The 12,259-nt window shown below is 64.7% G+C and carries 12 protein-coding genes; 2 read left to right on the top strand and 10 right to left on the bottom strand.

Annotation, left to right across the window (positions count from 1 at the left end):
- Window positions 1-100: 100 nt before the first annotated feature.
- From OWC48_RS36630 to OWC48_RS36585, 10 genes are all read right to left on the bottom strand, one after another.
- Window positions 101-787, bottom strand: coding sequence for an MT-A70 family methyltransferase (locus tag OWC48_RS36630; RefSeq protein ID WP_282524338.1), 687 nt, complete (start codon window positions 785-787; stop codon window positions 101-103).
- A gap of 59 nt (window positions 788-846) precedes the next feature.
- On the bottom strand, window positions 847-1,092 hold the full coding sequence (locus OWC48_RS36625; RefSeq protein ID WP_208070661.1) for a hypothetical protein: 246 nt from the start codon (window positions 1,090-1,092) through the stop codon (window positions 847-849).
- Between the two features lie 117 nt (window positions 1,093-1,209).
- Window positions 1,210-1,599 carry a hypothetical protein gene (locus OWC48_RS36620; protein ID WP_085405606.1) on the bottom strand — a complete coding sequence of 130 codons (390 nt, stop codon included), beginning with the start codon at window positions 1,597-1,599 and terminating at the stop codon, window positions 1,210-1,212.
- 199 nt (window positions 1,600-1,798) lie between these two features.
- On the bottom strand, window positions 1,799-3,049 hold the full coding sequence (locus tag OWC48_RS36615; RefSeq protein WP_282524337.1) for a site-specific integrase: 1,251 nt from the start codon (window positions 3,047-3,049) through the stop codon (window positions 1,799-1,801).
- Between the two features lie 365 nt (window positions 3,050-3,414).
- A complete protein-coding gene (locus OWC48_RS36610) occupies window positions 3,415-4,647 on the bottom strand; it encodes a Zn-dependent hydrolase (RefSeq protein ID WP_282524336.1) in 1,233 nt (410 codons plus the stop codon).
- Window positions 4,640-5,425: an ABC transporter ATP-binding protein gene (locus tag OWC48_RS36605; protein WP_282524335.1), complete on the bottom strand. Its 786-nt coding sequence runs from the start codon at window positions 5,423-5,425 to the stop codon at window positions 4,640-4,642. The genes OWC48_RS36610 and OWC48_RS36605 overlap by 8 nt, the downstream gene beginning before the upstream one ends.
- Window positions 5,422-6,195 (bottom strand): ABC transporter permease, encoded by a 774-nt coding sequence (locus tag OWC48_RS36600; protein WP_028156759.1) that lies wholly within the window; start codon window positions 6,193-6,195, stop codon window positions 5,422-5,424. Before OWC48_RS36600 ends, OWC48_RS36605 begins: the two co-directional genes overlap by 4 nt.
- Before the next feature lie 72 nt (window positions 6,196-6,267).
- Window positions 6,268-7,212, bottom strand: coding sequence for an ABC transporter substrate-binding protein (locus OWC48_RS36595; protein ID WP_282524334.1), 945 nt, complete (start codon window positions 7,210-7,212; stop codon window positions 6,268-6,270).
- Window positions 7,213-7,317: 105 nt separating this feature from the next.
- Window positions 7,318-8,046 carry a histidine utilization repressor gene (gene hutC / locus OWC48_RS36590; protein ID WP_259256555.1) on the bottom strand — a complete coding sequence of 243 codons (729 nt, stop codon included), beginning with the start codon at window positions 8,044-8,046 and terminating at the stop codon, window positions 7,318-7,320.
- The gene (locus tag OWC48_RS36585; RefSeq protein ID WP_282524333.1) at window positions 8,043-9,401 is read right to left on the bottom strand and encodes a formimidoylglutamate deiminase; all 1,359 of its coding nucleotides are present in this window, start codon (window positions 9,399-9,401) and stop codon (window positions 8,043-8,045) included. Before OWC48_RS36585 ends, hutC begins: the two co-directional genes overlap by 4 nt.
- Before the next feature lie 82 nt (window positions 9,402-9,483).
- Between OWC48_RS36585 and hutI the strand changes: the two genes are divergently transcribed.
- Window positions 9,484-10,698 carry an imidazolonepropionase gene (gene hutI, locus OWC48_RS36580; protein WP_282524332.1) on the top strand — a complete coding sequence of 405 codons (1,215 nt, stop codon included), beginning with the start codon at window positions 9,484-9,486 and terminating at the stop codon, window positions 10,696-10,698.
- Complete coding sequence (gene hutH / locus OWC48_RS36575; protein ID WP_282524331.1) at window positions 10,695-12,254, top strand: histidine ammonia-lyase; 1,560 nt, start codon at window positions 10,695-10,697, stop codon at window positions 12,252-12,254. The genes hutI and hutH overlap by 4 nt, the downstream gene beginning before the upstream one ends.
- The last annotated feature ends 5 nt before the right edge of the window (window positions 12,255-12,259 follow it).

Below are 12,259 nucleotides of genomic sequence, written 5' to 3'. Positions count from 1 at the left end.
GAGTGCCCGGGGCCAGGGACGTTACAGGAATCGCGACCAGTCAGATCGCCGCCCATGACAGCGGCGATCTGGCGAGCGCTAAACGGGAACCGGAGCGCGCTCATGGCATCACTCCGAGCAATTTGTGCTCACCAAGCAACGTTGCATTCTGCTGAGTGCTACGAGGCTGGGAAAACTTCCCGACCTCGTTCCCCCAAGCATCCCAGCCTTCGCGCTTTTCACGCGCGAACACGTCGGCACGGCGCAAGCCCGGTGTCTTCGTCGCGATCATCTCGTAGAACTCATCAGGCTTGCGGCTATGTTCGCGCGCGAGTCCGTCGAAGCAAGACGGCAGGGTAACCTTGGGCGGCTTGCCGACTGTGCCCAGCAGAATGGGCTCATGCATGCTACGCGCCCAGTATCCGCAGCCCATGCGCACCTTGCCGTTGCGCGTGATCTTCCGCCAAGCGAGCTCGGTCTTGAACGTGATGCCCCATGCCTCCATGACCGCTACAGCCTGGGCAAGCATGGCGCCCGTCGTCCAGAGCAGGACTACGGCGTTGGCTTTCAACAAGCCGCGAACGGGCAACGCCTCGATTTCAGCGAGCGTCATGAGGCGATAATGCTGCGACGCAGACTTACCTTCTCCGGCGGGGCTCCAGGTCTTGAACGGCCACGGGGGATCGATGACGATCAGATCGTAGCTGTGCGCCACAAGCGGATCGAAGAAAGAGACGGCGGTTTCCGGCTTGGGAAACTCGTCGCCAGCTCGCGCGCAAACGCACGCGCTGCTAAGAAAAGCACGCATCTAGAATCCATAAAGTTGATGAGGGGGGCGGCTGTTGCGGGCCGCCTTTTTCTGTTCGGCTAGGCCGCAGTCTGCTTCGTCGCGTTCTCGCGCGCGCGACGCCACGCGGCGGCAGCCTCGCGCGAGATCAACACGCGAGCGCCGACGTTGAACGTCGCCGGCATCAAGCCCTGGGGGCGCAGTTTGTAAAACAGCTGCACGCTGATGCGATGACGCGCGCAAAATTCTTCGACAGTATAGGCGTCGGCGTCGGCTGCGGCATTCAGGTGGGTCGGCTTACGGCTGGTAACTTCGGGGCGTGCCATTCTTGGTTCTCCAAGGCTTGCAAAGCGTATGGAGAACGATGAAGCAGCGTGGTCTTCTGAGCCAGCGCGCGTACACGCATGCGCAAATGCGTGTTTGCGTGTTTGCGTGTTCCGAGGTTAGGTCTTGCGACGATCGCGCACACGCGCGATGCTGTCGATAGAGGGCAACTTCCAATTCTCTTTTTCATACTCAGGCGCGATAAGGCCCTGGACTGCACCATGGGTAAAGTTGGCGGGAACGCGACCATCTGGCGGAAACACGATGCGCAAGACGTCCCTGAGCCGGTCGAGCTGCCAACCGCGTTTCTCTGGTTGGGCTTTGGGGGCCATCGCGGGGCGCGGTCCCGCCTTGGTCTGACGGCGACCCTCTTTATATCTCTTCAGAACTGCTCTCGCCAGCTCGGGATCGGGCCGAAAGGACTTGATGCGGTCGGACTCATCTTCAGCTATGCCCCAATCATCTTCAGTTTGCGGCGAAGGGCTGCTCTTTCTTTTGTCGTTCGACATCGTTCCGGCGCTCGGTGGGACTACATCACTCCATATCAATTCTCTCCGCGGTGAACCACGAAATTCGCATTGGTTCCGCGGGGCGAGCCGAATAGCGCCTCGCCCTTGGCGCTGGCGAGCGATCCGTTTTCGATAACTAACGAATGTCAGCTGACGCCGACTGACGTAAGTTACGTCAGCGCGGCTTTCAGAACCGTGATTAGCTCGCCAGTGCAATGACGTTGTCGCCGATTGGCGGCTCGTGCTGCAACAGCGCTGCTCGGGCATGTTCATCGCCGTACTCAGCGATGTGCTTCGAGTAGTGCTTTTCGATCATCGCGACGCTGGTGTTGTGCAGGCTCGCGACTAATCGAACTGGAACATTCTGCAACAGCATCCGGACGATAGAGCTGTGTCTCAAGCAGTACATCGTCACCACGGCAGGATCGGACCCGATGGCGGTCACGACCTTGTCCACTGCGCGGTGATAGTTCTGCCCCGGATTCTTGTCCCAGGGGCGTCCGTCGCTTTGCATGAGCAACGGTGCGTCATCGGCACGGCCCGTCGCCGCGGCCCTTAGTTTTGCCGCCAGTTGCACGGTGATCGGCACGGAGTATCGTTCGACCTTCTTCTGGCTACGGTTTCGGCCACCGCCCTTGGCGGACTTCGGCATCATCAGCTTCGGCCGCACCGGATGATCGTGCAGGTCCTCGACGCGCAGCCGGACGACCTGGGATGGCCGCGCGCCGGTTACGGCGAGCACATCGCTGAGCAACCCCAACTTGGCATCGAGAACATAGGCCGTGGCGACGAACTCACGCACCTTGGCGTCGGAGATGATCACGTTGCGCGCCTCCTGCGCGTCCGGCAGACCGGCGAGACCGATCGTCCACGCCTCGCGGTTCTTGACGCGCTGGTCGTGCTGCGCCGCCAGCGCCAAAGCGGCGCATATGCAACGGCAGAGCCGGTTGATCGTGGATGGCGCCATGGTGCCCAGCAGGCTGTCGCGCCACTTCTTCAGTTCGGTGGCGGTGAGCAATGCCACTGGCTTCGACAACAGCACGGTGGTGAGGTGCAGGCGCGGATGCTCGGCGTTGTACGGATTCGCATTCCGGGCGATCAGATCGCGGCTGTAATCTTTCAGAGCGATGTCCACGGTGATCGGCGCGCTGTCGGCGCCACCGTTGTCGGCGCGCGCGAGTTTCTTGGCGACATCCTGTGCCTCGAAGAAAGTCAGGACGGTCTTGCCATTGCTCTCGTCAAAGTCGTCGGCCTCGGCGACGGCTTTAGTCCAGTACTTGCCGTGGCCGTCCGAAGCCTTCAGCACCCAAGTCCCGTTCGTCTTGTTACGCCGGTACAGGAGCGCCACGCCGCGCCCCAGCGGGGGACCGCTATAGGGCTTGCGACGAACGGCAAGCTTCAATCGAGCGGTGCGCGTCTCAAGGCTGGAATGACGGACCCTGCGTGCCACGTTTGTGTCCCCGGTTTTGTCCCAATGGTGTCTGGGAATGCTAATGAAAGTATATGGCATCAATTGGGGATAATTCGTGCGTGGTCAATGGCTTACAAACTCCACGTGCTTCTCTGCAACTCCATGCGCATAATTATTTTCCCCCTGCGCAGGGAAGGCCGTGTGTTGGGCTCACCTGTATGCCGTTGTGCGGTTTTCTCTGCGTGTGCTTTTCGCGCAGCGGACCGCGGGTGCCAGCCGGCACCCGGCCTTCCCTGCGCCCTCTTGGATATGAGGGCGAAAGACGAAGCAAAGCTCGGGCGAAATGCGCTGCGAGGACGCGAAGGTGTGTCTGCGGGAGTTCAGGTTCGGCGGGGGACGTCGTTCTAACCACCCAGAATGCGGCGGCAGGCGTCGACGTACACCTGCGCGCCGGTGACGATGTCGGCGTCGGCGGTGTTCTCGGTCCAGTGGTGGCTGATGCCGCCGATCGACGGCACGAACAGCATGCCCGCGGGCATAACGGTCGCAAGCAACTGCGCGTCATGGCCGGCGCCGCTCGGCATGCGGACGGACCGTCCGCCAGCAAGGGCCTCGCTCGCGGCCTCGATTGCGTCCTGAATGCCGGGGTTCATCATCGCGGGAGCACCGGTGCGCAGCTTCTCCACGGTGACGGCGCAAGGGCCCTTCGCGCTGGCCTCGTCCGCCATGCTCCGCAGCAATTGCTCCAGCCGCGAGATCACAGCCGGATCGTCGTCGCGGATCTGGAACAGCAATTCGGCTTTGCCCGGGATGATGCTCGGCGCGCCGGGATCGAGCGTGATGCGGCCGGTGGTCCAGACCGTGCGCGGCCCGCAGGCGCCTGGGAACCGCTCGTCGATCGCGACGCAGAATTTGGCCAGCGCGAGGCCGGCATCCTTCCGCGCTGCCATGCGGGTGGTGCCGGCATGGTTCTGCTCGCCGACGAAATTGATCTGGTACTGCCAGATGCCGACGATGGAGGTCACCACGCCGATCGCCAGCTTGCCGCTTTCGAGCGTGTCGCCCTGCTCGATATGCGCCTCCAGATATCCGACGTGGCGTCCAGGCTCGGTCGAGACGCGCGCACGGCCCGAGAGCCGCATGTCGGCGAGCGCGTCGCGCATGGTGCGGCCGCTGGTGCGGTCGCGGGCGGCATCGATGTCGGCCTCGGTCACCTGTCCGACATAGGAGCGCGAGCCGAGGAAGTGCCCAAAGTGTCCTTCCTCGTCGCACCAGGCGGCAACTTCGACCGCGCCCTTCACGGACGGATCGGCATTGAGCACGCGCGCCGCTTCGAGCGCATAGACGACGCCGAGCGGGCCATCGAGCCAGCCGGCGTAGTTCTGGCTTTCCAGATGCGATCCCGCCAGCAGCTTCGGTCCGGGCTTTGCGCTGGTGCCGAACACATTGCCGATGCCGTCGATCGCGGCGGTAAGGCCGGCGTCGGGCAGCTTCTGCACCAGCCAGTCCAGTGACTGCTTGTGCGGCTCGGAGAAGGTCGGCTTGTGCACGCCGGTCTTGTAGGCGCCGATGGCACGCAGCGCATTGAGATCGGCGAGAACGCGTTGCCCATCGGCACGCGGCTTGGTGTCAGGCATGTTCGGCAACCTTCAGCGCCTCGGTGCGGATCTCCTCGACCAGCCGTTCCTTCAACTGGACGAATTCGGGCGTGGTCTTGATCTTGTAGGAGCGCGGATGCGGCAGGTCCACATTGATCTCGGCCTTGATGCGGCCGGGGCGCGCGCTCATCACGATGACGCGGCTGCCGAGGAAGATGGCTTCCTCGATGTCGTGGGTGACGAACAGCACGGTCTTCTGGTCGCGCTCCCAGATGCCCAGCAGCATCTCCTGCATCAAGGCGCGGGTCTGGTTGTCGAGCGCGCCGAAGGGCTCGTCGAGCAGCAGGATCTTCGGATCATTGGCGAGCGCGCGGGCGATCGCGGTGCGCTGCTGCATGCCGCCGGAGAGCTGTTTCGGCCAGTGGTTCTCGAAGCCGGACAGCCCGACCTGGCGGATGAAGGCATCGGCGATCTTGTTGCGCTCCGCCTCGGGCACGCCGCGCTCGCGCAGGCCGAAGGCGATGTTTTCCCGCACGGTCAGCCACGGAAACAGCGTGTAGGACTGGAACACCATGCCGCGATCGGCGCCGGGGCCGGTCACCTCGCGCCCGTCAAGCGTGACGCGCCCGCTGGTCGGGCGGTCGAGGCCGGCGACGATGCGGAGCAGCGTGGACTTGCCGCAGCCGGAGGGGCCGAGGATGGTGACGAAATCGTTGTTGCCGATGGTGAGGTCGGTCGGCTCCAGCGCCCTGGTCGGCGCGTTGCCGTGGCGCGCGGGGAAGGTTCGCGAGACCTGTTCGATCTTCAGCGTGGTCATGCGAGCCTCCACGGAAACAGCCAGGCGTTGAACGCCTTGAACATGAAGTCCGAGAGGAGACCGATCAGTCCGATCACGATGATGCCGAAGATGATCTGGCCGGTGTTGAGCAGCGCCTGGCTGTCGGTGATCATGTGGCCGATGCCCGAGGACGAGCCGATCAGCTCGGCGACGATGACATAGGTCCAGGCCCAGCCCAGCACCAACCGCAGAATCTCCGCGATCTCGGGTGCGGAGGAGGGCAGCAGCACGCGGCGGATGATGCCGCGGTCGCTGGCCCCGAGCGTATAGGCCGCCTCGACCAGATCGCGCCGCGTGGTGCCCACGGTTACGGCGATCATCAGGATGATCTGGAACACCGAGCCGATGAAGATGACGAGCAGCTTCTGCAATTCGCCGATGCCGGCCCACAGGATCAACAGCGGGATGAAGGCCGAGGCGGGCAAATAGCGAGCAAAGGAAACGAACGGTTCGAGGAATGCTTCGACCGGCTTGTAGGCACCCATCAGCACGCCGAGCGGAACCGCGATGATCGCAGCGAGCGCGAAGCCGCCGACGACGCGCCAGATCGTCATGCCGATGTCGAACAGGAAGCCCTGCTTGGCAAGCAGGTCATAGCCTTCCTGCATCATGGTCAGCGGGTTGGCGAGAAAGGTCTTCGACACATGGCCGCCGAGCGTTGCCCATGACCAGAGGGCGACGAACAGCACGAAGAACGCGAGGCCGTAAGCCACGCGCTGCTTCGATGTCACGGGATCCAGGGGACGCATCAACGATCTATCCCGGCGGTGAACGAGTTTGCCGGCCCCGCCGAGAGACGGGGCCGGCAGTTCCTGAAGGGTTTACTTGATGTAGCTCGCGTCGAAGAGGTCCTCGACCTTCGGCGCGGCCTTGATGATGCCGATCTCGAGCAGGAGGTCGGCGGCGTCCTTGTTGAAGGTCAGGAAATCGCCGGCAAAGAACTTCTGGTTCGCGGCCTTGTCCTGCCAGCGCAGATATTTTGCCGAGTTGCCGAACGCCTCGCCGGTCTGCTTCACATCGGCCCCCATGATCTCGTAGGCCTTGGCCTGATCCTTGGCGATCATGTCGAGCGCCTCGAAATAGCTGTCGGCGAGCGCCTTGGCAGCCTTCGGGTTCTCGGTGAGGAACTTCGGCGTGCAGCCAAAGGTGTCCATGACCATCGGATAGTCGAGCGTGGTCGCGATGATCTTGCCCTTGTCGGGCGCGGCGCGAACCGTCGACAGATACGGCTCGTAGGTCATCGCGGCATCGTTCTGGCCGGAGACGAAGGCCTGGGCGGCTGCGGCGGGCTCGAGGTTCACGACGGTGACGTCCTTCACCGAGAGCCCGTTCTTCTTGAGCATCCAGGCCAGCGCGAAATAGGGCGAGGTGCCGGGCGCGGAGGCCGCAACGGTCTTGCCCTTGAGGTCCTTGATCGATGCGAGATCGTTGCGCACGGCCATGCCGTCGGCACCATAGCTCTTGTCGAGCTGGAAAATCTGCTTGGTCGCAACGCCATTGGCGTTCCAGGAGATCCAGGTCTCGACGGTCGTGGCAGCGCACTGGACGTCGCCGGAGGCGATCGCGAGGTGGCGATCCTTCTGCGGGATCTTCTTGATCGTCACGTCAAGACCGTTCTTCTTGAAGATGCCGGTCTCCTTCGCCAGCGTCAGTGGCGCGAATCCGGTCCAGCCGGAGATGCCGACGCCGACCTTGACGTCGTCGGCGAGCACGGGAGTGCAGGCCGTAAGCGCAATGATTGTCGCAAATACCTTTGAACTACGCATGATTGTCGTCCTCTTGCCGATCGATGGTTTGACGTCCTGTTGATCATTGCCGGCCCATATGGACCGTTGCCCGAAGCGTTGCACGATTTGTGCCGACATATCCTCTCAGCCTCCCTTGAATCGGGCGACAAGGCGGTGAGAGTCACCGGGATAGAGCAGGCGCACCGCGGTGATGGTGCGCGCGCTGCGCCAGGTATAGCGGTCGATCACGAGGCAAGGCGCGCCGACGGCGATGTCGAGCGCTTCCGCCGTGCGATCGTCCGCAACGATGGCGCTGATCGTATGCTCGGCTTCCGTCCATGGGACATGATGAAGCAGCCACGAGCCGGGCGGCTCGCGCGAGAAATCCGCGGTCGCCGCATCCGGCACGGACGACAGATCGATCAGTCGGTCCTCGACGGCAAACGGCACCTTGTCGGCGCTGTGCCGGCAGGTGATCGCAACCACCTTGCCGGCCTTCTTGACGCCAAGACGCTCGCGGTCGGCGGCGGTCGCCGCGCGCAGCTTGCGCCCGATCAGCTCGTAGCCGTAGCCGCGGCCAAGCGCGGTGATCTCGGCGCGAATGTCTGCGATCTTCAGCACCGCCGACAGATGCTGCGGCCGGCGTACGAAGGAGCCGGCGCGCCGGCGCCGTTCGATCAGGTCGGCCTGCGCGAGCTCCGACAGCGCCTTGTTCACCGTCATGCGCGAGCAGCCGTAACGTGCGACCAATTCGTGCTCGAACGGGATGCGATGCCCGGGTGGCCATTCGCCGGTCAGGATGCGCTTCTCGATATCGGCGCGGATGCGCTTGTAGAGCGTCGGCTGGTCGGCTGCATTGGTGGCCAGGCTCATGCGACGAGCCTCCGCACCGCTGCGTTGAAGCGCTCGCGCGCGGTCTGTCGCAGTCTGTGTCGTCCGCCTTCGACGACCTTGTGGCCGCCGGCCCAGACGCAATCGATCGCGCCGGTCCCTCCGGCAAAAATCCAACCGTCGATGGCGGCGTCGCGCAAACGTCCCGCGAGCGACGGATGTGCGGTGTCGAGCGTGACGATGTCGGCGCGTGCGCCGGGCCTGAGGCCAGCCGCGGCCTGTGCCAGCGCGCGCGCACCGCCGGCGAGCGCATGATCGAACAGCGTACGTCCCGTCGAGCGGCCTGCGCCGCCGGAGAGCACGTTGCGCTCGCGATGCTTGAGACGCTGGCCATATTCGAGCTGACGCAGCTCGTCGGCTGCGCCGACCAGCACGTTGGAGTCGGTGCCCACACCGAACGCGCCGCCGGCATCGACGAATTCGCGCGCCGGAAAGATGCCGTCGCCGAGACTGGCCTCGGTGATGGGGCAGAGACCGGCCACCACACCGGTCTTCGCGAACGCCGTGACTTCCGCATCCGTCGTATGGGTCGCGTGGATGAGGCACCAGCGTTGATCGAGCGGCGCGTGCTCCAGCAGCCATTGCACCGGCCGTCGTCCCGACCAGGCCAGGCAATCCTCGACCTCTTTCACCTGCTCGGCGGCATGAATGTGCACCGGTCCACCATCCGCGAGCGGAATGATCGCCGCGAGCTCATCCGGCGTCACCGCGCGCAGGCTGTGCGGCGCGATGCCGATATTGGCGCCCGGCAATCTGCTGATCGCCTTGCGTGATGCAGCCATCAGCGCGGCGAACTGATCGACCGAACAGATGAAGCGGCGTTGTCCGGCATGCGGTGCTGCGCCGCCGAAGGAGCCATGCGCATAAAAACTCGGCAGCAGCGTCAGCGCAATGCCGGATGCTTCGGCAGCCTGTGCAATGCGCACAGCCATTTCCGCGAGGTCGGCATAAGGAGAGCCGTCGCGATCGTGGTGGAGGTAGTGGAATTCGCCGACGCGGGTAAAGCCCTGTTCGAGCATCTCGACATACAGCAGCGTCGCAACGGCGGCGACATCGTCCGGGGTCATCGCCAGCGCGAAGCGATACATCGTGTCGCGCCAGGTCCAGAACGTATCGGTGCTATCGCCGCGCAGCTCGGCCAGCCCCGCCATGCCGCGCTGGAATGCGTGGCTGTGCAGGCTCGCCAAGCCCGGAAGCGCAATTCCGTGACGCTCGTCGCCGCCGGCCGGCGCCACGCCCGGCGTCACCTCGGCGATCGCGCCAGCGGTGATCACCATCTGCACGTCATTGGCCCAGCCCGAAGGCAGGAGCGCGGAAGCGAAATGCAGTCGGGTCATGATTACACGCCGGCTGGACAGAACCGCCCCACGATTATATGTCTAGACATATAAGTCAAGCATCCCACGAAGGGACCATTGCATGGCAGAGCGCTTCGACCGGATCTGGCACAATGCCCGGCTCGCCACGATGCGGGCCGACCGTCCAGATCTCGGCGAGATCGAGCATGGTGTGATCGCTGCACGCGACGGCCATATCGTCTATGCGGGCGCAGCGGCGGGTTTCCCTGTTGATGCCGACGCGATCAAGCGGATCGATTGCGAGGGGCGTTGGATCACGCCCGGCCTCGTCGATTGCCACACCCATCTCGTCTATGGCGGCAACCGCGCGCACGAATTCGAGCTGCGTCTGAAAGGCGCAAGCTACGAGGAGATCGCGCGCGCCGGCGGCGGCATTGTCTCGACAGTGGCCGCGACGCGCAAAGCGAGCGAGGCCGAGCTCGTTGCCAGCGCGCTGCCGCGGCTCGATGCGCTGATCGGCGAGGGCGTCACCACCATCGAGATCAAGTCCGGTTACGGCCTCGATGTCGAGACCGAGATGCGGCAGCTCTCAGCGGCGCGCATCCTCGGCCGTCAGCGGCCGGTTGCGATCCGCACCTCGTTTCTCGGGGCGCATGCGCTGCCTGTGGAGGCCGGCGGTGACAAGGATCGCTACATCGATCTCGTGTGTCATGAAATGCTGCCGGCTGTCGCAAAGGCCGGCCTTGCCGATGCCGTCGATGCCTTCATGGAAGGCATCGCGTTCTCGGCCGAGCAGACCGCGCGGGTGTTCGAGACGGCGAGGGGGCTTGGGCTGCCGGTCAAGCTCCATGCCGACCAGCTGTCGAACCTCGGCGGCGCTGCGCTCGCCGCAAAATTCTCCGCGCTCTCCGCCGATCACCTCGAGCACACCGACGAGGCCGGCGCCGCCGCGATGGCGAAGGCCGGAACAGTCGCTGTGCTGCTGCCCGGCGCCTTCTATTTCATCCGCGAGACGCAGAAGCCGCCGATCGAGGCGTTCCGAAAGCACGGCGTCCACACGGCGCTCGCGACCGACTGCAATCCCGGCAGCTCGCCGCTGACATCGCTCCTGCTCACGATGAACATGGGCGCGACGCTGTTCCGGATGACGGTGGCCGAATGCCTCGCTGGTGTCACCCGTGAAGGCGCGCGGGCGCTCGGCGTGCTCAATGAAACCGGCACGCTGGAAGCTGGAAAGTGGTGCGATCTCGCGATCTGGGACATCGAGCGGCCCGCCGAGCTCGTCTACCGCATCGGCTTCAATCCGCTGCATCGCCGGGTGTGGAGGGGACAGTGACGGAGCAGGGCGCAGCCATCGTCGTCAAGCCGGGAACGGTCGGCCTCGACGATCTCGCGCGCGTGCTCGTGGGCGCTCCTGTCGTACTCGATCCGTCATTCTGGCCGCGCGTCGAGGCGGCCGCGGAGATCGTCGCAAAGGCAGCACACGCCGCCGCGCCGGTCTACGGCATCAATACCGGTTTTGGAAAACTGGCCTCGAAGCGCATCCCGCCCGACCAGACCGCGCTGCTCCAGCGCAATCTCATCGTCTCGCATTGCTGCGGCGTCGGCCCGGCCACGCCGGAGCCGATCGTCCGGCTGATGATGGCGCTGAAGATCGTTTCGCTTGGGCGTGGTGCCTCCGGCGTCCGCCGCGAGGTGATCGAGCAATTGCAGGCCATGCTGGCGCAGGACGTCTATCCGCTGGTGCCGCAGCAAGGCTCGGTCGGTGCCTCCGGCGATCTTGCGCCGCTCGCGCACATGACGGCGGTGATGATCGGCGAGGGGCAGGCGATCGTCGATGGCAAGACTGTCTCCGGCCGAGAGGCACTCGCCGTCGCCGGACTTGCGCCGCTGACGCTGGGCCCCAAGGAGGGGCTCGCGCTGATCAACGGCACTCAATTCTCGACCGCCTATGCCGTCTCCGGCGTGCTGCGCGCGTTTTGCCTGGCTCGCGCCGCGCTCGTCACCGGCGCGCTGTCGGTCGATGCTGCGATGGCTTCGACAGCGCCGTTCCGCCCGGAAATTCAGGCGCTGCGCGGTCATGCAGGACAGATCGCTGCCGCCGCGACGTTGACCGCGTTGCTCGACGGCAGCGATATCAGGTTGTCGCATCTCGAAGGTGACGAGCGCGTGCAGGATCCCTATTGCCTGCGTTGCCAGCCGCAGGTCGCGGGCGCTGCGCTCGACCTGATCACGCAGGCCGCACGCACCCTGATCGTCGAAGCCAATGCCGTCACCGACAATCCGCTCGTCCTGGTCGAGACCGGCGAGATCATCTCCGGCGGCAATTTCCACGCCGAGCCGGTCGCCTTTGCCGCCGATACGATCGCGCTGGCGCTGTCGGAGATCGGCGCGATCAGCGAGCGGCGCATCGCGACGTTGGTCGATCCCGCGCTCAATTTCGGCTTGCCGCCGTTCCTCACGCCCGATCCCGGCATCAATTCCGGCTTCATGATCGCCGAGGTCACGGCGGCCGCGCTCTATGCCGAGAACAAGCAACGCGCGGCGGCCTGCTCGATCGACTCGACCCCGACCAGCGCCAACCAGGAAGACCATGTCTCGATGGCCGCGCACGCCGCGCGTCGCCTCTCGGACATGGCCGACAATCTCGCCGCCATCCTCGGCATCGAGTTGCTGGTCGCCGCACAAGGCATCACGCTGCGTGCGCCGCATGCGACCAGCGCGCCGCTCGCAGCCGTTATCGCCGCGCTTCGCGAGCATGTGCCCGCACTCGCCGCCGACCGCTACATGGCCGGCGATCTCGCCAAGGCGGCTGCGCTGATCGAAGCCGATGCGCTACCGGCCGTGGCGATCGCAGCGCTTCCAACCGATCCGTTCCCGAGACTTGACTAAAGAGG

It is taken from the genome of Bradyrhizobium sp. Arg816, from assembly GCF_029989365.1.
In the GTDB taxonomy this organism is placed as follows: domain Bacteria; phylum Pseudomonadota; class Alphaproteobacteria; order Rhizobiales; family Xanthobacteraceae; genus Bradyrhizobium.
This window is presented reverse-complemented; position numbering and strand designations above follow the sequence as displayed.